Below are 23,276 nucleotides of genomic sequence, written 5' to 3'. Positions count from 1 at the left end.
AAAAACTATTATTTACCCATAATAGACTTTCCGTGTTGATATTCTAATTCATCTTTAGTTAATAATTTTCTATGCTTTATTTTAATCTTATGTTTAATAATTGGCTTTATATCCTCAATCTGTTCAGGCACGTTGCCATTCTTTAACACAAAAGCCCTTAGCTCAATAGGATTTCCTTCAATATAAATATCCTTAAACCTTTTGAATGTTGATCCTTCTCCATAAGGAAAAGGTTTGCACATAGTCAAGTTTGCAATTAAAAGCTGAACGTCATCTCCAAATTCCTTTACAGAATCATCCGCAAACTTTTTCACATTTTCCCTATCGGTACTAGGATAAATATATACAGAATAGTCCTGCAAGTTCTCGGTAATTAAAGAGAATCGAATGTTATCCTCTGTATCAACATCCTCACCCTGATTGTAAGATCTTAATAAGTCAAAAAACTCTCGAGCATACTCTTTCGTTTTAAATGCAAACCCTATCAAGAATGTACTGTCAGGTTTTACCTCAGGCGGCCATCCATAGATCATAGCCAACCACTCTTCAGGTTTATAATCAAAAAGTGGTTGAATAAACATTGTCGATTTACTCATTTTTCCATCTCCCTTCTTCTACCATTTCTATAAAAGGAGATTTTTTCCTGCACATTTTTTACTATAAGTAAAAATAAACTAAAAAAGAGGACGCAGTTTGTTAACCGCCTCCCCGTCCTGCCTTTCAGTTTAGCAAGCAGATTTATGTTTTAGCAACTTCGTATCATTTGTACCATTTTTAACATTTGGAACACATTCACTCATTTTCTTAACAATAGAATCTTTAATACGTCCGATGTGGGTATGTGACAGCCCCATATGCATAGCAATCCAGCGATAACTTTTACCCTCAAGCAGCCAATGAAGAACCTCAATTTCTCTTTCATCTGTTATAAGATGCATCCGATCCTGAATAATAGAAATCTTAGTCTCGTACTTATGAATAACTAAATATCTTTTCTCTCTGCGTACACACTCTCTATAAACAGGATCACTTGTGGAGCCTTTAGCTTTCGGCATCCCAGCCTCATCTCCATATTGAGCTGTGAGCTCTTCCCCTGCATCTTTCATTGAGTCCCTGAGTATCTTTATAGAGTTCATCATCCAATGATAATCCTTAAGAATGGATTCAATTTGTTTGCTGGCAGCTTCTTTCATTAAAAACACTCCTTTGGATATAATAAAAATGGACACCAAACAACGCTTAATTCGCCATTCAGTGCCCCTGGTTGTTCCAGTAGACTTATTTTGTTTTTTTATGAATTTTTTATTGAGCAATTAAAAATAATAAATCTAATAAATACAAAGGAGATGAACAGCTATGACATACCACAAAATGATTCGAAGTGTCCTCGGTGTTGATGTCCGTGCTCGCAATTCAAAATATGGTAGTGATAATTATGCTTACAACCCTTTTCAAAATCCAATAATACATAAACAAATTAATGGGGAAGAAATAGTCCCCATCAATCTATCCAAGTTATGGAATAAATGATCATATCTTATTTGAGTAGTTTAATTCATAATGAGAAGGCTTCCCTGATTGCCAGGATATAACTTGCTTACCGAACCCTTTCGGCGGGGTATCGACTAATATTAGATGGCCGTCTTTTACGATATACACTGCATTTTTCATTAAATCGATTTCAGTTGTCATTTTTTCTATATTGGTTTTCACCAGGAATCCCTCCCAAGTACTAAAATTATATTAGGTCGGCCGGGAGAAATCTTGGCTTTTTCTTATTACTAATTTTTGTCGTTTTTTGACAAGTTTTGTCGAAATCATTTAATATTTTTCCTTTATCTGTAATAATGGTTCCTGGACTTTTATTATTTAAAGGAGCAAAATAATGTGTCGTTTCTGCCGAGAGCTTAGAAAAAAGATTAAATTTTATAGAAAAGTGCTTTTGGAAACCGGATTAAGAAAAGGGTTAGATGACCCTGAAACTATAAGAAACAGTCAATCTCTTGATAAATTAATTTTCAAGTATCAATCAAAATGCAGATAACATTTTAAATTTCAAATAAGAGTCAAGATACATATTCTCTGTTTCATTTTTTATAAAAACACTGAATTAATATTTAAAATCCAAATGGCCATTCACAAACATATGCTAATATCCTAATAGAATTTTAAAATGGACTAATATGAATTCCTTCATTCTCTCGCCAATCTGCGTAGAGTATACGTTTAACATTATCATATCCATTGGTAGTTAATTGGTTATCTAACCACTGTTGATCAAATCCGAGTTCTTGTAAATTATCCCTTAATACTTCCCCATCTATAATTAACGCTGTTGGGAGGTATACTGGACTTTCTAGAAGACTGAGATCTTGCTTGTCTGGTTTTTGATACTTCGATTGTAATAATATACTTATTTGCCCATTAGCTTCCAATATACCGTATTTGACTTCGCGAACAGAAAAAACCTGATTTTGTCGAAGTATACTTAATACTTGATTTACATCCAATTTGTTCTTTTTAAGTAACTTTCTATCCATTACACCATCCCGAATAATGATGTTAGGATCCCCCAATAAGAGAGAACGTGTCGATTTATTTTTTAGAGTCAAGAACTCTATCCCCAACATGAGAAGTGTCCACAATCCGATGGCATATAAAAAGTGAAAAATCCCTACCTTATTTTCATAAATGGTATTTCCTAAAAAATCTCCAAGCACTAATACAAAAACTAAGTGAAACGGGGTTAACTGAGAGATTGATGTTCTACCGGTTATGATAATGATAAAAAATAAGGTGACAAAACCTACTATGACTTTGATTGTCAGTAAACCCAAAAAAACTTCACCCAAAGTTTATTCCTCCATTTTATATTTCACTCGATTTCAAAAATCCTCATGTTTTAAAATATTTATATTACAACATGTAAGCTAAATTAAAATCAGAAAGATAAATAATACGGGTTTTTTCAACTTATAATAATGGAGAAAACAGGCGAGCACCCTGTTCTACAATGCGCTCGGTCAGGGATCGTTGCAGCAAGTCTTCAATATTTAATGGAATAGAGTCCATTAGATCGCGTTCGAACTGATCTGTGAGTTCCCTCGCCACATCAGTACTGTAGAAGACTTGACATACCTCATAATTCAGGCGAAAACTTCTCATATCATAGTTTGCTGAGCCTACGGCAGCAATCTCCTCATCTATAGTCAACACCTTGGTATGAATCATTCCTTTGTCGTACTGGTAGATTTGTACACCAGCTTCTATAAGTTCCCCATAATAAGTACGGCTTGCAAATTCCACGATTTTTTGATTATTATGGCGAGGAACCAGCAACCTTACGCGCACACCACGAGCTACTGCTGTCTTTAATGCCATGATAATATCTGTTTCCGGTACAAAATAGGGTGTTGTTATATCAATAGTCTTAGTAGCCTGTGTTATACATATAAAGTAAGTTTGACGTATTACCGGGGTAGGAATTCCAGGATTTCCTTCCAACGTATGGATATACGCTTTTTGCAATGTCCTTGTTTTTGGCGATATGTCTATCTCATTATAATCTAGGGTGCTCAACTCTGATCCCAATTCGGCTGACCATCTGACATGATCTTCTCTGCCGATTGGATTGATTACATCAGACTTTGTTTTCAGGTTAGTTTTTGATTTTATTTTTTCCGGCACTGCCATATTCCAATGAACCTCAAAAACAGTCTGTAAATCGACCAATGCATCTCCTATGATTTGCAAATGAGTATCCCGCCAAAAGCCAACGTCTGGCTTCAATCCTGTATATTCATATCCTACGTTCATGCAACCAGTAAAAGCTTTCTTTCCGTCGATTGTTACAATTCTACAATGATCACGATAATTCCAATAGGACAATATCCAAGGAAATCGTAAGGGAAATATTGTACGGCATTCTATCCCTGCTTCGACCATCTGTCGGGTTTTTTCACGCGAAAATTTATAACTCCCCAAACCATCTCTCATAAAACGAACCCGCACTCCGTTTACTGCTTTTTCGATTAGTAGTTCCGTGATGCGACTACCAATTTGGTCATTCCTAAATATGAAATATTCCAGATCAATCGTTTTTTGGGCTTTTTGGAGGGATTCAATGAGTTGTTCATATTTTGCTATTCCATTGTCAAATACTTGGACTTGGCCCGTTCGTATCCCATTCACAGTGAAGTGCCGTAAAGCATCGGCGATTAACGATGCTGAATCACCAAATGTATCAGGTAATTTATTAGATACACTTTTAGAAGAGGTCAATCTTTTCCGATGAATAAACTTAGGATTTGATATGCTAAGATAAAGCAAGAAACCAATGATAGGAAAAAGAAGGACGATTATTATCCAATTCAATGCCTTGGCAGGCCTACGTACTTCCCAAATTGCTATGATTAAGATAAAAAACGTATTTATCAGGTATAGATAAAAAATCCATTCCAACTAAAAGTCCTCCCTTGTTTTTCTCTTAACATCTACAAAAAGTGTTGAGATTATACTTTTAGATTAGGAATGAAATGTTGTTTAGATATATGGCTTACGCCTCTTATGCAGTTCTTTTTTCGCCATAATTTCATATTTTTCATCCAACTGGGAACTTTAAACTTAAACGAGCTGGACCAACCTTCCAACGAACGAATAAAAGTGCTCCAGGTCCATGCTCGCATACAGTTGAGGTGAAAATATGTTTAACTGGATTGATCAAAATACTTTAAAAAATGTATATTTCGTAACGCTTGGAGTTCCAAGTATATTGTCAGCTTTTTGGCTCTTAGTAGTTGCTTGGACTTTTAGAGCTGAGAAAAAAGGTAAATGAAACTAACTCCTTATTTTGTTAAATTCAACACCCGCTACAAAGCCACTGATTTATTTTTGTTTTAAAGATATCTAATCCACCAAATAAACCCTCTTCATCAATATGAAGCGCGTATCCGGAGAAGTCAGGTCCCTGATAAAAGTAAACGTCCTTGTATTTCTCATGCTTCCGAATAAGCAGCCGTTCATTTCCTCTGAAAAATTCCAACTCCTCACCCTGTTTTAGTCCAAAGATCTGATCCTCAAGGGCGAAGGAAAATAAATCTAATTGCTTCATTCCCTCACCGCCTAGTACCCCTAATAATGCTATTTTTCCCATTCGTAAACATCATTACATTTTCGTTACAAAAACCGACAAAATATGACATTATACCTAAATTATGCTAGTATTTCCTCTGGGCAAATTTTACGAAAGTAAAAGACGCAAAGCCACGGGCCTAAAACAGCTTATTTGTCATGGCAGCCGAGTTGCACACAATATATTACCAATACATTACCTTTCTAGTTTGCCTATTTTATAACTAAAGAAAGGGTGTTGAAATTCATGATTTTCCCGACAGTATACAGTAAAGAGCCTGGTCTAAGACATATAATTAAGGATCAAAACTATTGCTTATGTGGCGTTAAATACCATGTCTTTTCTACATTTACAAGAAGTGATTTTAAGAAGATTCAATTTAAAAAAGTAGATAATGTCACCTGCCCTAAGTGTAAAGCCATTATATCTGCTCATCACTCTAAAACTTCTGCATTTCGATTTTATTAACTTCAGACGGCATTATGTTTTTCTGAATAACATTTAACGCAGGGACCCTCAACGTAGAAATAATTTGGCTTTCCACAAATCTTGCAGGTTTTTGAGTAAGTATTCCAACGTTTGTTGCAGTCCCTGCATTCAAGTAACAAGAGATTATTTCGATGTCCTATCACTGTCCCCTTGGCCAGACATTTTGGACAGCGAGTAACTAATTTAACATTTGTGATAGTCATTTTTCATATCTCCCTTCAAAACCAGTTATTTTGTGCAGCCTCCGCATCAATCTCCCGAAAGGATGCCAGTACAAGCTCATATTTCAGTTCCTCGTAATCACAATCATGGATTCTCTTTCCTGATTGAGCCTTAGAAATATTCAGTTCTGACAATCTCTTGATGAGGATATTCCTTTTCTGTTGCATAACGGATTCATAAAGGATCCCCATGTTTTCAACTCCCTGATCTTAATATTTTTAGCTTTTCATTTAGTTCTGCCTTTTTACGGGCCAGCTCATCTTGATTGTTAGGCACTTCCCGCTCTTGCATTTTCCTCAGCATTTCATCAAGTTCTGCTTGATCTGCAGCAATTTGGTCAGGTGATTTTTCCTTTATCGGTTGTTTAGGTTGCTCATTTTCATAAAACCAATCTGGCAGCATTTCCGTACGTATTGGCTTGGATCGCATACCCTTAGGTTTATAAGAATTATTGCTTTTAAAAGGCTTAACGTTTTTAGCTGCTACTTTTGCCTGTTCTCTTGCTACTAAGGCATCATAATGATCCATGATGTATTTTTCACAGTAAGCAAATGCTTTAATGGCACCATTTGGCTGGCGTTCTTTGTATTCAGCAAAACACTGTTCAAGCAATTTGATTGTTTGTGGCAACGGCATACCACGGGCGACAATCCGGGCGATTGCTTCATAATCTTTTGTTGTTGGGTAAACAGAACGTCCTTCTTGTATCGTTCGTAACTCTATGAATCTTTCAGCAATAATATCTACAGGGTCATTTTCTTTAGTAATAGTAATAGTAGTATTATTTATCTTTGTAATATCTTTATTAGAGTGGACACTTTTGTCCACATGACTGGACATTTCTGTCCACTCTGGACTAGACGTTTTTGTCCGGTCTCTTTCGGACTGGACATTTTTGTCCACTCTCTCTTTGCTGTATTTTTTGGAGTTTTTCACAGTTATAATATATCCATAAGGTGCTCTAGTGATCTTTATGTAACCATGTGTTTCCAGGTCATCCAGCCACCTTTGAACAGTTCTTTCGCTAACTCCAAAAGGTTCTGCCAACTCTGAGCGTTTCAATGGCTTATTTCCTAACACGATGCCCCAGGTTACCCCATCTCGTTCAATTTCTTTTGTAGTGGAGCTGACGCACCAGAGAAAAAGCCACAATGCTGATCCAATTTTTTTGTAATGTTTCGGCTCTAATAATCCTGAATAGGTTGGAAATGGATAACTTTCGGGCACCGAATCACCTACTTCCTATGGACATCTTTATGACATGGAACGCATAAGGTTAGACCATTTGAAACTTCGAATCTTAAATTCTCATATTTAGCAAACGGTTTTATATGATGAGCGTTTAACTCTCCCCCAACTTGCCCACAATGCTGACATGTGTATTTGTCTCTTTCAAAAACCAAAGTTCGCCATTCCTTATATTTTCCAGAGCTCCTAATATCCTTATTTGTCTGCTCCCAGGGTGGTTTACTTCCTATCCATATCAAGATTTCCCCATCAATTACAGAAGCGTGAGAATTTGATACGGAAACCCCTGAACATTTTAGGAACTCCACTTCCGTTATCTTTCCTAAAATGAAACTGCATTCCCAACAATAATGTTTTTGTTCCTCTGGTATGTGTGGATCAGATTCCCCGATAGTTTCACCGCATCTATCACATTTGAAAATAAAATACTTTGAAAATACATCTCCATTTGGAATACGAATGGTCTTAACAAGCATGTGATTCACTCCCTCTCACATACAGCAAATCCGTTCTTAACCCCTTTTACTTTGTAATCCGGATACCTCCGCATATACTCTAAAACAAGCATTTTCAAATGTTCTTTATCTCTTGCCTCCTCCCAGATCCATGCTGGAAGGAGGACATTTGTTTTGTTACTCTGCATCTTCAAAATCTATGTCCAATGATTCCTGGGCAGAAATCTTCTTTTTTGTCTTTTTCTTCTTTTGATCCACATCAATAATTTCTGGTTCGGCAGCTGATTCTTGATCCTCTTGGCTTGGTGGATCAAAATGGATGGACTCTTCATACTCATTAGCACCATCCGTAATATCTTTTACCTCACGCTCCTGCTCGTCTTCTGAGAATGCTTTTTGCATATCGATGGACAAGATACCCCATTTGCCTAACATGTTCCTAAGAACGGTTTTCATTGCCATGGCATCGTAATCAGAACGCCAAACATTATTAAGAGATTTCTTGTCTTTTGCCTTGTTGTGCTTAATCCTATGCGCCTCTACTTCATCTCGGGTCCAATAGACCGTTTTTTCAAAGCCATTGACCAACTTAAAGTAGCCACAGTAACCGATGACCTTGTCACTTTTCCTGGTATCCAAACCAAGGTCAATTTCCTCCGTTAGACGATTCCACTTTAGGAGTTCTCCTTCATATACCGGTATTACATTTATGGACTTGTACTGGCCGCTTCTTAATGCCAGCTGAATGTATCCTTTGTATCCCAGCTGGAACTGTGCTGCCTTATACCCCTTTTTAGAATCATAAAAAGCAACAATCCAGGCGTAGCCTAAGTTTTTATCAACTGGTAAGTCGAGAGATGCAGCAACCATTGCACTAGATACAATGGACATTGGCTCAGCTTCTCGTAGGCCAGTATCTCCGTTATATAAGTTAAGGACGGATGCCATAAATTGCGGAGCTTTATTGGCTAATACCTGCTCAAATTTCTTTTGCATTGTTGGCGTATTTAGTAGACTTTTAAGTCCCAGTGATTGGGCTGATACTTGCTTTGCAGCTGTCTCTTGCCTATTAGCTAATTGATTTTTCAATTCTGTATTGGTCGCCATCAATTAATCTCCTTTACAGCAAATTTTCGGAAAGAGGATTCTTTCAAAACTTTTTTGTAAATGTCCGGAAACTTTTCTTTCAGAGCTTTTGAATCCACACTTCTTCTACTCTGATTCTTCCAAGTGACTATAAATTGATCAGTAATACCTGTTTCAGCATCCTTCAATACTTCTTTTAATTTATTTTCAATTTCGGTTTTTGCTGTTTTAATCAGCTTTTCATCAGATTTCACTTTCTCATATTGAACCAGCAAATCTTTATAATCAGATGGAAGGACAATTTCTTTATCCTTCTCAGCACGATCGTACTTCTCTTTCAAATACTTCTCAGCTGCGCTTGATCCGTCTATCGCTGGAGCATGCCCTTGCAGTACGTGATATTCCCAAAAGTGCTTTTCAGCATTGAAAATCATCTCGATAAGCTCCTGGTCTCGCTTTACTTCCTTCCAGATGAACTTGTTGCCACCGATAAGAACAGCGATATAACCCTTTTCCTTTTCAGTCACTCCGAGATAATGCTGGAGCTGCACAAGGTAGCTTGCCGGAACTTCTTCGCCTTCCCACTCTTTAGCGAGATACGCACTGGCTGTCTTGCATTCCAAAACCGCTGATTCTCCAACAACTAAACGGTCAACGTTTGCTTTAATAAATGGATACTTGGAATGGCTGTACATGAAATTTGTTCGGCGTACCTTTTTACCTGTACGCTTTTCAAACTCCTTGGCAACCACATTTTCCATTTGATTTCCCCAGTAAATTGCTTCATTATCAGTTTCCTGTGGTTCGACTTGGCCTGTTTTTTCAAGCCAAAGTTCAAAAGGTGTACGAAATTGATTAACTCCAAGAATGATTCCAGCGTCACTCCCGCCGATTCCTTTAGCCCGTTCTTGCAGCCATTCGTACCGGCTCATATCCTTTGTAGGAACTGCATTGTTTAACGCCAATTCTAGTCCCCCCTTTACCGTCAAGAGCCTATATGCTAAAATGACGGTACAAAATAATTAGCCAATCATTACGGACTCCTGCGCCAACAGGAGTCATTTTTTATGCTGTTCTAAATTCAAATTCCATTACTTCTGTTAAGAACCGATCCAAGTTGTCCTTCAAAATGATTTCACCATCATATTCAACAATGTCATCACCAAAAAGAATTTCATCACCAAAATAATCTACCCCCACGTGTTCAGGTTGTTCAACCATATTCGGGTATCCAGACCTCTCTATTTGGTCAATCATAGGATGATTCATTTTTATCCTCCTCTCTATGTATTAGGTGCTTTATTCACACCGCGATAAGCCGAAACGTAGATGATGGGGGAATGGTAGATATTCGTTCCGACTTATCGCGACAGGAACAAAGGTTCTTGCCGCCCTATTCTAGTGGTGGTAGAATAGTAGTATCGATATTTAGTGGCAGTGAGCTGTGGTGAGCTTACTGCTTTTCTTTTTGATTTGAAGTAAAATCTCCAATTAAAATTCCCATGATAAAAATAAAATAGGTTCCGAAAATCATAGCTAGGACATAACCCAAGTCCATTCATGAACCCTCCTTTGGAGTATGGATCCTAACAGCCCAATCAATCTTGACTCCTTGGCTCTTTAATTTCTTAATCAATTGTTCCAGCTTCTCTTTTCTGGTTAGAACCAATGGATTATTCCTCCTATCAACGGCATTAACTGCTGCAATATCATCACTGGATCCACCCCTGTCACAATGGCACATGCCACATCTTTAGCTGAGGTAACATCTGCCCACTTAATTAAAGTCGCGACATCCAATGTTTTTTTATCTGTTTCAAATTTTGAAATACAACTCCGTGAACGATGAAGCTTTTCTGCGATTTCCTCCTGGGTAAGACCTGCTCGCTCCCGGCATGCTTTCAGTACTGCGCCGAAAGTCAATCCTTTCTCCCTCCCTTCTTTGTTCCAATTTGGAAACGTTCCAGTATGGAACCGACAAATTAATAGATTGCTATTAAAATTTATAGATGAAAGGAAGTGCACCGAATCTTATGAGCCTGGCAGCTTCGTTTCGGTGCCTTCGCTCATGAAACTTTTCTAGGAAACCAGTTTTCTATGTAGCTGAGTGCTAATTGCAGCTCCTTTCTCTTAATGTCTTTGTAGCTTGCTACACCAAAACGGTCCTTGATTTCCCGATGTAGTGCCCTGAAAAGCTTTGATCGGAACTCTGGATTACTTTCTAGCTCATAAACCTTTTGAGCGATTCCTTTTTGCACACGTCGTTGTTCGCCACTGGTTAGAGTGATATGCTCTTCGACTTTATGATCAATCTCATAGACTAGCTTTCTGATTTTATGTTGTTCAGCTTTAATGGTTTGAGTATCCTCCATAAGATCTGCGGTTGTTCTCAGCACCGTGACAAGAGCCTGATCTTTTGAAAGAGGAACAATGTCTTCTTTAATGTTGTAGTATTCATCGACCAGCCTTTCGTAAGCATCCCATGCCTGCTGAGTATTAAGTGATTTAGCGTGAAGCCAAGCTCCTTTTTCAGTCCAGAGATAGAGAATAGAAGTAAATTTAAGGCTGTCGTCAAATTGACGTGACCCTTTGAATTCCCGTAATTCTTCTCCGGATAAGGCAAAATAATGTTTGCCTTGAACATACCGATCAGCATTTCTCTGGAAGTTTCGGTTTATGATTTTTGCTTCTGTTCCAAAAACTTCAGCCAATTGGATAGTAGTTAAAACTCGCTTTCCTCCCTGGCTAATTGGTTGAAGATGATTCATAACATCAGCTCCTTTTAATAGTGAGGTTGTTCTTTTAACCATTTGATTAAAAAATCTTCTGTTTCCTTTGCTGGGAATAACCATTTCCGTCCAACCCTGAATTTTGGGAAACGAGGATCGAAAAAGAATTGCTCTTTAATGAATGGTTCACTCATGCATGTCTGTTGACATAGCATTTTCATGTCCCAAAAAACTGTACGATATTGAATTTCATTTAGGTGCTTGCGTAACTCTTCATGAAACTGCTGTTCAATTGTTTGTTTATCAACCTGCACACTTAACATTTGAAATACCTCCTTATGCACTTTGATTTTTTGCCATTTTGGCAATTTCATCTTCAAAAAAAAGTTCTGTTATAGGGACTTTTAAGATTTCCGAAACTCTGGCTAATGTCTCGGCTGGGAACTTGCCACGACCAATTTCAAGATAATAGTATCCATTTGGGCTCTCGTACCCCAAATGCTTTGCCATTTCTTCAAGTGACAAATTATGTTCTTTTCTTAATTTTTTTATTTTTACTAGATCCACTTTCAACACTTTCTGTTTCATTGTTTCACCTCCATTTTTGCCATATCGGTAACTCATATTTATAATATATTACCATTACGGCAAAGTCAATCGGAAAATTACCTTTTTGGCAAAAATATTTATTACCATATTGGTAAATGATATGATTTAATCAGTTAATAATTAGAGGGGTTTTTTAATGTCATCTTTTGGAAATCGAATTAGGAAATTAAGAGAGAAAAGTGGAATTAATCAAAAAGATATGGCGAAAAAATTGGAACTTTCCAATGTCCAACTATCGCGATATGAATCAGATGAACGTAGACCTGACTTCGAGACATTAAAAAAAATCTCGGAAATATTTGATGTTTCAATTGATTATTTGATTACTGGTAATGAAAAAAACAGCTCTAGCGATGAAATGTGGAGAGAGATACTTAATCCTAAAACACAAATCTTTTTTAAAGATTTAATGGATGCTCCAGAGGAAAAGATAGAAGAACTCATCAAGTTCTGGGAGATTATCAGAGATAGAGATAAAAAATAACACGCGCTTGCGTGTTTTTATTTGAGGATATAATGGGTTATTTACCCATAAATACATAAATTTATTAAAAGGGAGATTAGATAAGTTGAAGTACAAATTTTTACTAGTTATCTCTGTTCTATCTCTAAGCTTTATTTTAGGGGGATGTTCAGGTACAGAGGAAACTAAAGAGCCGGTAGACAAGCCTGTTGAAGAAAATACAAAATCAGAAGAACCGAATGTAACTGAAAAACAAATATCCGATCAACAACAGAAAACTATTGATTCTTTAAATAATTTTCCGGAGTTCATTAATAATTATAAAGAACTCGGTGAAGACAGAACACCAACTTGGGATAATTACCTATACGGACAAGAAGTAACTTGGTCAGGAACTATAATGGAAATAGGTTCTTCACAAATTTGGGTATTAGGTGCAGGAGAGTACACCGGTCAAACGTGGGATGATGTTAATACATCAGGTAATGAAGCTTACAATGTTTTTGTTGCAGATTTTACGAGTAATCTTCTAACCGATCTAAAGCCAGGTGATAGTGTTACAGTCAGGGGTACATTAGAATCACGCGGGGACTTCGATTTGAATTACCATTGGAAAATTTATAATTCAGAGATTCAATGATTAGCCCTTTTGGGCTTTTCTTTTCAAACTAAAATAGAACATACATTCCCATCCGGAGGTTCAAAATGAATTACCGCACAACTTTGCTAGAAGATTGGATAAAAGACTTTTATTACGATATTGGAATCTTACATCCCCATCAAATTGATATGCACGATATCATTTATCGCTTAGGGATGTCCGTGAAATATATGAATATATCAAGTCGTATCTATGAAGATGAAGTAATCATTGATGAAAGACTTAGTAAGGAAGAACAGTGGGAAGAATTTGGACACGAATTTTGCCATTTTAAAAGGCACTTTGGAAATCAACTAATTATGCCTGAAGAATTTTTAAAACTTCAAGAATTCCAAGCCAACTATTTTTCTTATCATTTCTGTGTCCCAACTTTTATGTTAATACAACTGACATTTCCTCCTACAAGAGGAGAGGTTATTAAACAAGTTGCACAAATGTTCAAGGTAACTTATAAGTTTGCTGAAAAGAGATTTGTAATGTTTGAGAATAGAATCAATTCAATGATATTTTTCAAAAAATTACATACTTACATATAGAGGTGAAGGTATTCATGGCTAGTTTCAGAAACAGAGGTAATTCATGGCAATACAGAATTAAATATATAGACCCTGCTACTGGAAAACCAAAAGAAAAAAGTAAAAGTGGATTTAGAACTAAAAAAGAGGCACAGATTGAAGCAGCTGAAGTGGAGAAAAAGTTTTATCTCCGGCAACATTCTGTTATTGCAAATAGCGAAACTATACTTAAGGATTGGCTTACCGAATGGTTAGAAATTTATGGAGCCCAATGCGCAGAAAGAACATTATTTAATCGATTTTGGTATATCAATAATCATATTATCCCAAGTCTCGGAAATTATAAAATGAATCAGTTAACACGGATGGAATATCAAAAATTTATTAATACATTAATTGAAAAAGGATACGCTAAAAAAACCATCCAGACGATTCATTCTATTTTTTGTACTGCAATCAATAAAGCTGTTGAACTAGAAATGGTTACACATAATAAGTATCAAGGGATATCTATAAAAGTTGAGGAACAAGAAAAAATTAATTATTTATCGAGAGATGAAGTAGAAATCTTCATGGATGCAGCTAAAAAATCTCCATATCATCATTATATTATCGCATCAATTTTACTCCGAACAGGAATTAGAAAAGGTGAAATGTTAGCCTTAAAATGGGAGGATATTGATTTTGAAAATAAAACTATTTCCATCACAAAAACGAGAAGTGACAATGGTGTAAAAAAACCAAAAACCAAATCAAGTAACCGCACAATTGGGATTGATAATACTTTAATTGCTGATTTAAAACAGTATCAGTTATGGCAAAAGAAAAATAAAATGAAACATGGTGCCGATTACCATAAATCAGAGTTCTTAGTAAGGTGCCCAAACGGAAAAGAAATTGGAGAATACGGAGTCAACAAGACGATTGATTCTATTTTAAAAAAAGCTAAAACAAACCTCCCCCACATTTCCCCGCATGGATTGCGTCATACTCACGCAATTATGCTGCTGGAAAGTGGTGCAGATATAAAGTTTGTTAGTGAACGATTGGGGCATTCAACTGTCAATATGACAGCCGATGTCTATGTTCATATTACAAAAAAATATGAAACTGAAAATTTACTAAAATTAGAGTCATATTTAAGATAAATGGGCAAAAAGTGGGCAAGGAGAAATTCCCCTTGCCACAAATCCCACTACATCACACGTTTGAACATCTTTTCCATTTCATAAGTGGAGTAATGTATGATGATCGGCCGTCCATGCGGGCATGTGAACGGATCGGAAGACCTCCGCAATTCATCAAGCAGCGCCTGGATTTCATCATTGCGGAGATGGTGATTCGCTTTAATGGAAGCTTTACAGCTCATCATAATGGCAGCTTCCTCACGCAGCTTTTTAATATCGACTCTCTTCATGGCTAAGAGCTGTTCAATCATATCCTCAATAATTTCCTGTTCTTCGCCTTTAGGCAGCCATTGCGGATGAGAACGGACAATAAAGCTGTTATGTCCGAACTGCTCCAGAAATACCCCCACTTTTTCAAGCTCGCCTTTGTATTCATCAATTTTAATATAATCATCCGTTGAGTATTCAAATGTCAGCGGTATAAGCATTTCCTGCAATTCACTTTCAACCTGGCCGACTTTCTCCCTGAAATACTCGTACTTGATCCGCTCCTGGGCGGCGTGCTGATCAATGATATAAAGGCCCCGGTCATTTTGGGCAAAAATATATGTCCCATGCATTTGCCCAATCGGATAGAGCGGCGGCACCCGGGATGGCTCCTCCACTGTGGCGGTCTCTGCCAAAAACTGTTCCAGTCCTGCAGCTCTCGGCTCTTCGGGCTGGAATATGTGCTGATCTGCTTCAGGCAATTCTTCAGCTGAGGGGCTTAAATCTATGAGAGGAGCATCCTGCAAATCAGGATATTCAGCTGCTGCCGGTTCACCTGGTAGACTTTGCGGGCTTTGCGGATCTGCCCCATTCGGGTACTGCCGGATAGCATCCTCCCTCGCTTCACGAACAAAAGAAGGCACATGCTCCCGATGCTCAGGCAAATGATCCAGTTCAAGAGCCGTCTGTTCTGACTTAGGCTTCATGGTCTTCGGCTGTGTAAATCCGGATGGGATCAGTTCCTCTTTTTTAAATGCAGCCTTCAAAGCACCTGATACAAGCTCATTCAATTCATGTTCCTTGCTTAAGCGTACCTCCATTTTCGACGGATGGACGTTCACATCGACAAGGAGCGGATCCATTTCAATGTTCAGGAGCACAATCGGGTAGCGGCCGATTGGCAGCAGAGTATGATACCCCTCCTGAATGGCTTTGGCCAAAGAATAATTCTTGATGAAGCGGCCGTTGATCATGGTAGAAATGTAGTTTCTTGATGCTCTTGTAATCTCCGGCATTGCTGCATATCCGCTGATTTTAAAATCAAGTGAGCTTGCTTCAATCCGAACCATCTTCTTCACAATATTGAGCCCATAAATAGCTGCAAGCACCTGCCGGACATCCCCGTTTCCGTTCGTCTGCAGGAGCTTTCGCTCATTATGGATCAGGCGGATGGCGACCTCCGGATGGGCGAGCGCCAGCCTGTTAACCACATCTGTAATATTGCCAAGTTCTGTGTGAATCGTCTTCATATACTTAAGCCTTGCCGGCGTGTTGAAAAATAAATCCGTCACGGTCAGGTCAGTCCCTTTTCTGCCGGGTGCCTTTTCCATCACTTCCACTTTTCCGCCTTCTATGACAACACGTGTGCCGTCATCCCCAGTTGAGGTTTTCATTTCAATCCTCGATACCGACGCAATACTTGGCAATGCCTCGCCGCGGAATCCGAGCGTGCGGATGCGGAAAAGGTCATTTTCGTCTTTAATTTTACTGGTGGCATGGCGATGAAAGGCATTCAGGACATCATCTTCCTCAATGCCATCGCCATTATCGATAATGCGGATTTTGGCCAGGCCGGCTTCTTCCGCTTCAATTTCAATAATAGTACTTCCGGCATCGATCGAATTCTCCATCAATTCTTTTACCACCGATGCTGGCCGCTCCACCACCTCGCCGGCAGCAATTTTATTAGAAAGCGCATCATCCAGCTGAATGATTTTCCCCATCTCGTCACCCCCTGTTTATTAATTCTTTAATTTTCTGTGCAGTTCATATAATGTATTTAATGCCTGCATTGGCGTCATATCAAGGATATCGAGCGCTTTGACTTTATCAATAATCTTTTTTTCCTTAGAGCTTATTGAAGGTTTCTTCACATCTTCAGAATCCTCAAAGAAAGATAATTGGGCAGCAGGCTCTGCCATTTTTTCTGCGGCAGGAATCTCTTTTTTCACAGGAGCGGGATCGTTCGATTCCAGTCCCGTTAAAATTTCATTTGCCCTTACAATTAGTTCATTAGGGAGCTCTGCAAGCTGGGCAACATGGATTCCGTAACTCTTATCTGCCGCTCCTTCCTTAATTTTATGAAGGAACACAACCCGTCCATTTTGCTCGACTGCGCTGACATGGATGTTTTTCACCTTCTGCAGTTCTTCTTCAAGCACCGTCAATTCATGATAGTGCGTGGAAAATAAAGTCTTCGCACCAATCCGGTTGTGAATATACTCAATGATTGCCTGCGCCAATGCCATCCCATCATAGGTGGATGTTCCGCGCCCGATTTCATCGAACAGAATCAAACTGTTTTGAGTGGCATTCACAATAGCATTTCGCGCTTCAAGCATCTCGACCATGAATGTACTCTGGCCGGAAATAAGGTCATCGGCGGCTCCGATTCTCGTAAATACCTGGTCAAAAATCGGCAGCACGGCTTCAGAAGCAGGTACATAGCAGCCGATTTGGGCTAAAATCGCAGTCAGGGCGATTTGCCGCATATACGTACTTTTACCGGACATATTCGGCCCTGTAATCAGCAGCACTTCCCGGTCCGCATCCATATAACAGTCATTCGGCACATATTCTTGTGCGTTCAGCACTTTTTCAACGACTGGATGGCGGCCGTCTTTGATATAAACCCGTCTTTCATTTGAAAAACTTGGCTTTATATAATGCCTTTGCTCGCTGACAGCGGAGAAGCACTGAAGAACATCTAGCTCACTTACCGTTTTCGCCAGCTTTTGCAATCTCGGAATAAATTCTTTTACATGTTCGCGGACATTCGTAAATAATTCATACTCGAGCTCCACACACTTTTCCTGTGCTTCCAGTATGAGTGATTCTTTTTCCTTTAATTCAGGCGTAATAAATCGTTCGGCATTGGTCAGGGTCTGTTTGCGCTCATATTGCCCTTCTTTTAGAAGATGAAGGTTAGCGCGAGTAACTTCAATATAATAGCCAAACACACGGTTAAAACCGATTTTCAATGATTTAATGCCTGTTTTTTCACGTTCCTGCTTCTCAAGCTGGGCAATCCAGGTTTTCCCGTTGCGGCTGGCATCACGGTATTTATCCAGCTCTTCATGATAGCCGTCCTGAATGATGTTTCCATCCTTCAATGACAGCGGCGGATTTTCCATTATCGCGCTTTCCAAAGTATCCGTGACTTCTTCACACGCATCCAGGCGCTCAGCAAGCCTCACTGCTTCCTCATTCGGCAGATTTGAGACCATTTCTTTTAGAACAGGTATCTGCTGAAGAGATTTCTTAAGCTGCACAAGGTCGCGGGCATTTACATTTCCAAACGCCACTCTTCCTGCAAGGCGTTCCAGATCATAGACTTCCTTCAGTTTTTCCCGGATTTCTTCCCGTTCAAAGAAAGAGTGAATAAGCGTTTCAACCAGCGAATGGCGGCGTTTGATTTCCTGTTCATCAATAAGCGGCCTGTCGATCCATTGCTTTAAAAGCCTGCCGCCCATGGCAGTCTTCGTTTCATCCAGGAGCCATAACAGCGAGCCCTTCTTGCCTTTGCTGCGGATGGTTTCTGTCAGCTCAAGATTCTTTTTTGAAAAATAATCGATTTTCATGTATTGATTAATCTGATAAGTAGCCACCTTTTGAAGGTGATCCAGGCTCCTCTTCTGCGTACGGTACAGGTAATTAATCAGTCTGCAAGAAGTTGTCCTGAGCTTGTCCTGATTTAAATCAGCCAGAAGTCCCTCGAAAGAGTCCCGGACTCCGCAATCATCCTCGAATGAAATCGCCATGACGGAGCGTTCTTTCATTCTCCTCTGCCATTCTCCATCAAAGTCGGAAGAGATGACTACTTCCTTTGCACCTGACATAGACAGCTCGTTTAAGACCTCATCAAACCCGCTGCTTAACATCGTTACCTTCGTCTCACCTGTTGATAAATCATTGGTGGCAAATCCAAAGGTTTCATCTTCAAAGACCGAAATCGATGCAATATAGTTGTTTTCTTTTTCCTGAAGGCCTTTGCCTTCCATCATTGTTCCAGGTGTGATAAGCTGAACGACTTCCCGCTTCACAACTCCTTTTGCCTGTTTCGGATCTTCTGTTTGCTCGCAGATTGCGACTTTGTATCCTTTTTCAATCAATTGTTCAATATAAACCGGTGCTGAATGATACGGCACCCCGCACATGGGAATCCTTTCTTCCGTGCCTCCCTCGCGGCTGGTTAATGTGATTTCAAGCTCCTGTGATGCTTTAAGTGCATCATCGAAAAACATTTCGTAAAAGTCTCCAAGGCGAAAAAATAAAAAGGCATCCTGATATTCTGCCTTTACCCTTAAATATTGCTGTATCATAGGCGTGTATGCTGCTGCCATAACTTCCTCCAACGATCCATAATCTATTATTTTATAATCCTTTTTTAGAGATTTCCTCTAAAAACGTCTTTTTCATTATATCATAGATTATTGGCTGACTCAGAGGTGCAATATTTGCCTTGGCTATTCTCTTATATTGATAGGCTTATATATTATGCCGTTGATTTCAGCACGGGACACTTGCTTTCCGCGGGGAGGTTCCCGAGCCTCCTTGGCTTTGCCTGCGGGGTCTTCCACTTCCCTCTCCTCCCGCTTGAGTCAAATATCCTCCGCTGCAATCAAAGCAGTGGTTAAACTATACTTGCGTTTAATGAGCAGTAGAAAGTCTTGCCACACAAAAAAACAGCAGCCCCCAAATGGAGAGCTGCCAGGATTTCTTAGTTATTTATGTATTTTTCAAACACATATCCGAAGTCTTTCACATTATATTTCTTGCGGCTGTTCATCAGCCAGTTGAAGGCTGTTTCATTTAGTACACGGAAATTGTCCACCACATTGGCGTCCTGATTGGACACTGAACGTCCAAGAGTGCTTGATGCCAAATTCAGGCTTTTTTCAGCATACTCCATGGACACTTCATTTTCGCGGCAGATTTCGGAAATGCGGATCAGTGCTTTATATAAATCTTTCAATTCTTCGATATGCTTTTTATGTACGTCAATAGAGAATGCCTGAGATCCAATCACGAATTTGATTTCCACATCCAAATCGACTGTACCAGCTGTTTCCAGCATCACATTTGAAATGCTGTATTCGCGGTAGCTGTAGCGCTTTAGAGTTCGTTTTTTGCTGACAGCACTTGTACCATCCAGATGAATAAGCGCCTTATTCGTAAAGCAGTATTCATCCGATTTGGACTTAATCAGGAAGTAAATTTTCTCATTATCTTCGTGAAGGACATAATCGTCAGCATCAACTTTGTCATAGTCAGCCGGCTGGATGACGCTTCCCACATCGCTTAATCCCAGCACATCAGAGGCAACCTTTTTAAACATAACCCCTCAACCTTTCTGCATTCATTTTACTACTTTGCTATTTTAACATATTTAGGAAAACGATGGCTTATTCAATTAAAAATTTACGCTGGAAAAGCTCCCGGCAAACCGGAAGCTTCATATTCCTGGCGTATTCATTAATACAATCGGCCATCCATCTGGATCTTCTATTGTCACTCCGCCTCTGCCCCAATATGGATTTTCCGGTTCTGTTTCCATATACCCATAAGCAGCAAGCCTTTCGGCAATGTTATCACGCTCCAGGCGGTCTCCCACATAAAAAACTAATAGATGCTCCTTTGTCGGCTGCGGAAGCTCCATTTTTTCCTTAGATTGAGTAAATTCAAGATGGTATTGGCTATCAGGCAGACCAATCATAATACCATCATAGCCTTCATGATTCCAAAACTCGCCAACTCTCTTCAGACCCAGTCCTTTTTCATAAAAGGAAATGAGTTTATCAAGCTGGTTTGTCGGACGTGCAATGCGAAATTGCACAGCCGGGATGCTCCCTTCCCATTCCTTCCTCACAATCACTTCATAAGGATATTCCTGATGCTGAAACATAACATCCCTTGGTCCTGATGCAAATACTTTAATTGGTGAAATAACGGAAGCCCTTTCTGTTGGATACCAGTTCCGCCCTTCCTTTACAAGCACAAAAACCCCTTTCCTGTCTCCGTAAAAAGCAAACGTCTCACTGGAATCCATCTGTTCATTGTACAGATACTGATCTAATTCCTGCTCCATTGCAGCTACATCATTGACTGGCAAGCCAACTTCCCCAACATCATGCCAGCGGAGACCATCCTTTTTCACATCATCCAAAGGCCGCTCGAGCATCTCCATAATATTTCCGTCCGGATCGATAAAATATGCCTGCTTTCCTTTCCAAAACATACTGTACTCGCCGCTCTCATTTGGCAGCAGCACACTTTCAGCACCTAATTTCTGATACATATGTTCAAAGTATTCAGCATTAGTCCGGAAACACACATGATAAAAGGGGATTGCTGCATCTTTCTCAAAAAGAATCTTTGTTGAGCCGGCCATAATCGTAAAATAACTCTGAGTCTCCGTCAACAGTTCCATCTCCAGCACATTTGTATAAAATTCTTTCATCCTGTCTAAATCATGGCACTTCAAATTCAATTGAAATATTTTCATCCTCGCCTCTCCCCTTTACATCTTATACCTCCATTCTAAGGTAATGCACTGCAGATGCATTCAGACTAAAGGCGGAAGGTGCTGTCATTAATTCGCTTGAATTTGGCTGACACTATGAAAATATAAAAAGAAAAACTAGGAAGCAAAACCTCCTAGTTTGTCATTACTCTTCTTCAGTTCCCACCAAGAAATCCGGATTTAAATCCTCGAATTCTTCATCCTCCACATCAAGTCCCCAAGCGTCATCATCGCACTCGCACTTGTCTGGATGAACAGCTACACAAACTTTTGTTTCGCCGATCACCTCGACCATGAACTCTCTTTCCACAGTGACGATGATTTTATTGCCATTTGGAGAAATGACTGCTTCACAGCAGCTCGGCTGCTGCAGAACACGGGCGATGACATCATGATCATCCAAACAGTCCGGATCACGGTACTTCAATTTAATGACATCTTTATACTCAACCCGTTCGGTAACAACTTCGGTTTTTGTATTATTGTTGAAAGAGTACCAAACGTTAATGTCATAATGGCCGCAGATTTCCACTGTTTTCCCAGCTTTTTTCGCCTCGTACGTATGGTTTATGATCCAGCAGCCAAGTATGCTTGACGGATGGTGTGACGGGCAGATCGTATGATTGGACTGTGTGAATTTACGTCCTTTCGCAACGACCGCTTTCGTTATAATCTCTCTGTAATCTCCCATTGCGAGCGAACCCTCCTCATTCATTTTCAATTCATCCTATGCGGGATATTAGACTAGTGTGCGATAATTTTTATGAATGTTAGGCAAAAGTATTGGCATGATTTATAGTATGCCGGGAGCGGGCGAATGTTCCGGTCTGAACAAATCCAGCAGGAGAATTCTCTATATAAATAAGGAAACTGCCTGCCTATGGTAAGGACTTAAAACTCACTAATAGGTATGTAATTGAAAAATGCACGTTTGTCCTACTGCATTTGCGGAGACAGCTTGGCTCTTGAATCAATATAATAAACTATCGATAAGGAGGTGAACAGGAATGGCAGACAAGGAGAACTCCAACTATAAAGTTTCAATCAATGGCAAAGAGATGACAGGGGAAGAAGCAAAACAATATGCAGAAGAAATGGTGGCCAAGTTTACGGAAACATTGGGCGGATTCTATACAAAAGGATTAGAAAAAATTCAGTCTGAAGAGTTAAAAGGAAATCTTATGGAATCTCTTAAGCCGTTGAGAAACTTAGAAGGGCTCTTCACAAAAAATTCCTCCGGGATCGGGAATATGATTCCTGCATTAAAAAATCTGCTGCCTGTTGTGGAAACATCCGAGGATTATAAACAGGTGAAACTATCTGTAAACCGTAAGAAACTTCTGGATCTGGATCTTTCAGACATGATGAAGAAAGACTCATAATCTGGAAAACAGCCACTTCAATCAATTGAAGGAGGTGAAAAAATATGCTATCAAGATGCTATGATGATTACGAAAAAGACAATGGCGTATTGCCGAGCGGCGGAGCAGTAAATGGAGCAGACAGCGGCAATGAAGCGGAAGCTTTTACTTTCGCTGCACAAGCAAACCTTCCTCAAACAAACCTAAACGGCCAATTGCCGATTTCTGGTGGAGGATTTGCTGTTAACGCTGCACTGATCAACATTCCAATTCTTTCAGCCCAATACAATATTGCAAATGGAGGAGACTCCACAGCCATTTCTGTGAACACTACAACTCAGCAGCAAAGCAACAAAGCGTAATTAAAGATAAAGCAATTCTTTCTATGCA

At 39.3% G+C, this 23,276-nt stretch carries 27 protein-coding genes, 2 pseudogenes and 1 riboswitch; of the genes and pseudogenes, 7 read left to right on the top strand and 22 right to left on the bottom strand.

What is annotated here, in order from left to right:
* Positions 1-8 precede the first annotated feature (8 nt).
* The 3 genes from AC0VZ9_RS10625 to AC0VZ9_RS10615 all read right to left on the bottom strand — a co-directional run bounded on the left by AC0VZ9_RS10625 (position 9) and on the right by AC0VZ9_RS10615 (position 1,713).
* Positions 9-596, bottom strand: coding sequence for a hypothetical protein (locus tag AC0VZ9_RS10625; RefSeq protein ID WP_386849809.1), 588 nt, complete (start codon positions 594-596; stop codon positions 9-11).
* Between the two features lie 129 nt (positions 597-725).
* On the bottom strand, positions 726-1,193 hold the full coding sequence (locus tag AC0VZ9_RS10620; protein WP_386849808.1) for a LuxR C-terminal-related transcriptional regulator: 468 nt from the start codon (positions 1,191-1,193) through the stop codon (positions 726-728).
* A 337-nt stretch (positions 1,194-1,530) separates the two neighbouring features.
* On the bottom strand, positions 1,531-1,713 hold the full coding sequence (locus AC0VZ9_RS10615; protein WP_386849807.1) for a DUF3954 domain-containing protein: 183 nt from the start codon (positions 1,711-1,713) through the stop codon (positions 1,531-1,533).
* Between the two features lie 172 nt (positions 1,714-1,885).
* On the opposite strand from AC0VZ9_RS10615, the gene AC0VZ9_RS10610 reads away from it, so the two are divergent.
* Positions 1,886-2,044, top strand: coding sequence for an aspartyl-phosphate phosphatase Spo0E family protein (locus AC0VZ9_RS10610; RefSeq protein ID WP_019381530.1), 159 nt, complete (start codon positions 1,886-1,888; stop codon positions 2,042-2,044).
* Between the two features lie 124 nt (positions 2,045-2,168).
* On the opposite strand, the gene AC0VZ9_RS10605 is transcribed toward AC0VZ9_RS10610, so the two are convergent.
* The 13 genes and pseudogenes from AC0VZ9_RS10605 to AC0VZ9_RS10545 all read right to left on the bottom strand — a co-directional run bounded on the left by AC0VZ9_RS10605 (position 2,169) and on the right by AC0VZ9_RS10545 (position 11,948).
* Positions 2,169-2,852 carry a DUF421 domain-containing protein gene (locus AC0VZ9_RS10605; RefSeq protein WP_386849806.1) on the bottom strand — a complete coding sequence of 228 codons (684 nt, stop codon included), beginning with the start codon at positions 2,850-2,852 and terminating at the stop codon, positions 2,169-2,171.
* A gap of 121 nt (positions 2,853-2,973) precedes the next feature.
* Positions 2,974-4,461: a phospholipase D-like domain-containing protein gene (locus tag AC0VZ9_RS10600; protein ID WP_386849805.1), complete on the bottom strand. Its 1,488-nt coding sequence runs from the start codon at positions 4,459-4,461 to the stop codon at positions 2,974-2,976.
* 397 nt (positions 4,462-4,858) lie between these two features.
* The gene (locus AC0VZ9_RS10595; RefSeq protein WP_019381525.1) at positions 4,859-5,110 is read right to left on the bottom strand and encodes a hypothetical protein; all 252 of its coding nucleotides are present in this window, start codon (positions 5,108-5,110) and stop codon (positions 4,859-4,861) included.
* Between the two features lie 111 nt (positions 5,111-5,221).
* Positions 5,222-5,309, top strand: a riboswitch (cyclic di-GMP riboswitch).
* 529 nt (positions 5,310-5,838) lie between these two features.
* Entirely contained in the window at positions 5,839-6,033 is a 195-nt protein-coding gene (locus AC0VZ9_RS10590; RefSeq protein ID WP_071160420.1) for a hypothetical protein, read from the bottom strand.
* Between the two features lie 226 nt (positions 6,034-6,259).
* A pseudogene (locus AC0VZ9_RS10585) lies at positions 6,260-7,069 on the bottom strand (hypothetical protein); the annotation flags it as partial.
* Positions 7,070-7,077: 8 nt separating this feature from the next.
* The gene (locus tag AC0VZ9_RS10580; protein WP_386849803.1) at positions 7,078-7,566 is read right to left on the bottom strand and encodes an HNH endonuclease; all 489 of its coding nucleotides are present in this window, start codon (positions 7,564-7,566) and stop codon (positions 7,078-7,080) included.
* 156 nt (positions 7,567-7,722) lie between these two features.
* A complete protein-coding gene (locus tag AC0VZ9_RS10575) occupies positions 7,723-8,652 on the bottom strand; it encodes a recombinase RecT (RefSeq protein ID WP_386849802.1) in 930 nt (309 codons plus the stop codon).
* A complete protein-coding gene (locus AC0VZ9_RS10570; RefSeq protein WP_386849850.1) occupies positions 8,652-9,563 on the bottom strand; it encodes a YqaJ viral recombinase family nuclease in 912 nt (303 codons plus the stop codon). The genes AC0VZ9_RS10575 and AC0VZ9_RS10570 overlap by 1 nt, the downstream gene beginning before the upstream one ends.
* A 133-nt stretch (positions 9,564-9,696) precedes the next feature.
* Positions 9,697-9,900 (bottom strand): YqaI family protein, encoded by a 204-nt coding sequence (locus AC0VZ9_RS10565; protein WP_475397334.1) that lies wholly within the window; start codon positions 9,898-9,900, stop codon positions 9,697-9,699.
* A 390-nt stretch (positions 9,901-10,290) separates the two neighbouring features.
* Positions 10,291-10,554 (bottom strand): helix-turn-helix domain-containing protein, encoded by a 264-nt coding sequence (locus AC0VZ9_RS10560; protein ID WP_386849801.1) that lies wholly within the window; start codon positions 10,552-10,554, stop codon positions 10,291-10,293.
* 143 nt (positions 10,555-10,697) lie between these two features.
* On the bottom strand, positions 10,698-11,399 hold the full coding sequence (locus AC0VZ9_RS10555; protein WP_386849800.1) for an ORF6N domain-containing protein: 702 nt from the start codon (positions 11,397-11,399) through the stop codon (positions 10,698-10,700).
* A gap of 14 nt (positions 11,400-11,413) precedes the next feature.
* Positions 11,414-11,683, bottom strand: coding sequence for a group-specific protein (locus AC0VZ9_RS10550; protein WP_282140297.1), 270 nt, complete (start codon positions 11,681-11,683; stop codon positions 11,414-11,416).
* 13 nt (positions 11,684-11,696) lie between these two features.
* Positions 11,697-11,948: a helix-turn-helix domain-containing protein gene (locus tag AC0VZ9_RS10545; protein ID WP_386849799.1), complete on the bottom strand. Its 252-nt coding sequence runs from the start codon at positions 11,946-11,948 to the stop codon at positions 11,697-11,699.
* 157 nt (positions 11,949-12,105) lie between these two features.
* Here AC0VZ9_RS10545 and AC0VZ9_RS10540 point away from each other — a divergent pair, with 157 nt between their 5' ends.
* The 4 genes from AC0VZ9_RS10540 (at position 12,106) to AC0VZ9_RS10525 (ending at position 14,756) form a co-directional block, all read left to right on the top strand.
* On the top strand, positions 12,106-12,453 hold the full coding sequence (locus tag AC0VZ9_RS10540) for a helix-turn-helix domain-containing protein (RefSeq protein ID WP_284522161.1): 348 nt from the start codon (positions 12,106-12,108) through the stop codon (positions 12,451-12,453).
* An 85-nt stretch (positions 12,454-12,538) separates the two neighbouring features.
* The gene (locus AC0VZ9_RS10535) at positions 12,539-13,072 is read left to right on the top strand and encodes a hypothetical protein (protein ID WP_284522162.1); all 534 of its coding nucleotides are present in this window, start codon (positions 12,539-12,541) and stop codon (positions 13,070-13,072) included.
* Between the two features lie 65 nt (positions 13,073-13,137).
* Positions 13,138-13,629: an ImmA/IrrE family metallo-endopeptidase gene (locus AC0VZ9_RS10530; RefSeq protein ID WP_284522163.1), complete on the top strand. Its 492-nt coding sequence runs from the start codon at positions 13,138-13,140 to the stop codon at positions 13,627-13,629.
* 14 nt (positions 13,630-13,643) lie between these two features.
* Positions 13,644-14,756, top strand: coding sequence for a site-specific integrase (locus tag AC0VZ9_RS10525; protein WP_386849798.1), 1,113 nt, complete (start codon positions 13,644-13,646; stop codon positions 14,754-14,756).
* Positions 14,757-14,803: 47 nt separating this feature from the next.
* On the opposite strand, the gene mutL is transcribed toward AC0VZ9_RS10525, so the two are convergent.
* The 6 genes and pseudogenes from mutL to AC0VZ9_RS10495 form a co-directional block, all read right to left on the bottom strand.
* Positions 14,804-16,726, bottom strand: a complete 1,923-nt coding sequence (gene mutL, locus AC0VZ9_RS10520; protein WP_252246200.1) for a DNA mismatch repair endonuclease MutL — start codon at positions 16,724-16,726, stop codon at positions 14,804-14,806.
* Positions 16,727-16,744: 18 nt separating this feature from the next.
* Complete coding sequence (mutS, locus tag AC0VZ9_RS10515) at positions 16,745-19,345, bottom strand: DNA mismatch repair protein MutS (protein WP_251175180.1); 2,601 nt, start codon at positions 19,343-19,345, stop codon at positions 16,745-16,747.
* A 377-nt stretch (positions 19,346-19,722) separates the two neighbouring features.
* Positions 19,723-20,340 carry a PH domain-containing protein gene (locus tag AC0VZ9_RS10510; protein ID WP_009330655.1) on the bottom strand — a complete coding sequence of 206 codons (618 nt, stop codon included), beginning with the start codon at positions 20,338-20,340 and terminating at the stop codon, positions 19,723-19,725.
* 117 nt (positions 20,341-20,457) lie between these two features.
* Positions 20,458-20,907 carry a VOC family protein gene (locus tag AC0VZ9_RS10505; RefSeq protein WP_372675451.1) on the bottom strand — a complete coding sequence of 150 codons (450 nt, stop codon included), beginning with the start codon at positions 20,905-20,907 and terminating at the stop codon, positions 20,458-20,460.
* Positions 20,908-21,195: 288 nt separating this feature from the next.
* Positions 21,196-21,507 (bottom strand): annotated as a pseudogene (locus AC0VZ9_RS10500) (VOC family protein); the annotation flags it as partial.
* A gap of 163 nt (positions 21,508-21,670) precedes the next feature.
* Positions 21,671-22,216 carry an outer spore coat protein CotE gene (locus AC0VZ9_RS10495; RefSeq protein ID WP_019381802.1) on the bottom strand — a complete coding sequence of 182 codons (546 nt, stop codon included), beginning with the start codon at positions 22,214-22,216 and terminating at the stop codon, positions 21,671-21,673.
* Positions 22,217-22,532: 316 nt separating this feature from the next.
* On the opposite strand from AC0VZ9_RS10495, the gene AC0VZ9_RS10490 reads away from it, so the two are divergent.
* Entirely contained in the window at positions 22,533-22,907 is a 375-nt protein-coding gene (locus AC0VZ9_RS10490) for a hypothetical protein (RefSeq protein WP_475397333.1), read from the top strand.
* A gap of 44 nt (positions 22,908-22,951) precedes the next feature.
* Entirely contained in the window at positions 22,952-23,248 is a 297-nt protein-coding gene (locus tag AC0VZ9_RS10485; RefSeq protein ID WP_009330659.1) for a hypothetical protein, read from the top strand.
* Positions 23,249-23,276: the final 28 nt, after the last annotated feature.

This window comes from Cytobacillus sp. QJM3NY_8 (assembly GCF_056173585.1).
This window is presented reverse-complemented; position numbering and strand designations above follow the sequence as displayed.

What these genes read in the sequence shown, in the direction of transcription:
- AC0VZ9_RS10555 (WP_386849800.1), bottom strand. Translation starts at nt 11,399, where the DNA reads ATGAATCATCTTCAACCAATTAGCCAGGGAGGAAAGCGAGTTTTAACT.
- AC0VZ9_RS10620 (WP_386849808.1), bottom strand. Translation starts at nt 1,193, where the DNA reads ATGAAAGAAGCTGCCAGCAAACAAATTGAATCCATTCTTAAGGATTAT.
- AC0VZ9_RS10610 (WP_019381530.1), top strand. Translation starts at nt 1,886, where the DNA reads ATGTGTCGTTTCTGCCGAGAGCTTAGAAAAAAGATTAAATTTTATAGA.
- AC0VZ9_RS10595 (WP_019381525.1), bottom strand. Translation starts at nt 5,110, where the DNA reads ATGAAGCAATTAGATTTATTTTCCTTCGCCCTTGAGGATCAGATCTTT.
- AC0VZ9_RS10575 (WP_386849802.1), bottom strand. Translation starts at nt 8,652, where the DNA reads ATGGCGACCAATACAGAATTGAAAAATCAATTAGCTAATAGGCAAGAG.
- mutS (WP_251175180.1), bottom strand. Translation starts at nt 19,345, where the DNA reads ATGGCAGCAGCATACACGCCTATGATACAGCAATATTTAAGGGTAAAG.
- AC0VZ9_RS10570 (WP_386849850.1), bottom strand. Translation starts at nt 9,563, where the DNA reads ATGAGCCGGTACGAATGGCTGCAAGAACGGGCTAAAGGAATCGGCGGG.
- AC0VZ9_RS10625 (WP_386849809.1), bottom strand. Translation starts at nt 596, where the DNA reads ATGAGTAAATCGACAATGTTTATTCAACCACTTTTTGATTATAAACCT.
- AC0VZ9_RS10550 (WP_282140297.1), bottom strand. Translation starts at nt 11,683, where the DNA reads ATGTTAAGTGTGCAGGTTGATAAACAAACAATTGAACAGCAGTTTCAT.
- AC0VZ9_RS10505 (WP_372675451.1), bottom strand. Translation starts at nt 20,907, where the DNA reads ATGTTTCAGCATCAGGAATATCCTTATGAAGTGATTGTGAGGAAGGAA.
- AC0VZ9_RS10590 (WP_071160420.1), bottom strand. Translation starts at nt 6,033, where the DNA reads ATGGGGATCCTTTATGAATCCGTTATGCAACAGAAAAGGAATATCCTC.
- AC0VZ9_RS10485 (WP_009330659.1), top strand. Translation starts at nt 22,952, where the DNA reads ATGCTATCAAGATGCTATGATGATTACGAAAAAGACAATGGCGTATTG.
- AC0VZ9_RS10530 (WP_284522163.1), top strand. Translation starts at nt 13,138, where the DNA reads ATGAATTACCGCACAACTTTGCTAGAAGATTGGATAAAAGACTTTTAT.
- AC0VZ9_RS10580 (WP_386849803.1), bottom strand. Translation starts at nt 7,566, where the DNA reads ATGCTTGTTAAGACCATTCGTATTCCAAATGGAGATGTATTTTCAAAG.
- AC0VZ9_RS10565 (WP_475397334.1), bottom strand. Translation starts at nt 9,900, where the DNA reads ATGAATCATCCTATGATTGACCAAATAGAGAGGTCTGGATACCCGAAT.
- AC0VZ9_RS10490 (WP_475397333.1), top strand. Translation starts at nt 22,533, where the DNA reads ATGGCAGACAAGGAGAACTCCAACTATAAAGTTTCAATCAATGGCAAA.
- mutL (WP_252246200.1), bottom strand. Translation starts at nt 16,726, where the DNA reads ATGGGGAAAATCATTCAGCTGGATGATGCGCTTTCTAATAAAATTGCT.
- AC0VZ9_RS10540 (WP_284522161.1), top strand. Translation starts at nt 12,106, where the DNA reads ATGTCATCTTTTGGAAATCGAATTAGGAAATTAAGAGAGAAAAGTGGA.
- AC0VZ9_RS10495 (WP_019381802.1), bottom strand. Translation starts at nt 22,216, where the DNA reads ATGGGAGATTACAGAGAGATTATAACGAAAGCGGTCGTTGCGAAAGGA.
- AC0VZ9_RS10545 (WP_386849799.1), bottom strand. Translation starts at nt 11,948, where the DNA reads ATGAAACAGAAAGTGTTGAAAGTGGATCTAGTAAAAATAAAAAAATTA.
- AC0VZ9_RS10510 (WP_009330655.1), bottom strand. Translation starts at nt 20,340, where the DNA reads ATGTTTAAAAAGGTTGCCTCTGATGTGCTGGGATTAAGCGATGTGGGA.
- AC0VZ9_RS10525 (WP_386849798.1), top strand. Translation starts at nt 13,644, where the DNA reads ATGGCTAGTTTCAGAAACAGAGGTAATTCATGGCAATACAGAATTAAA.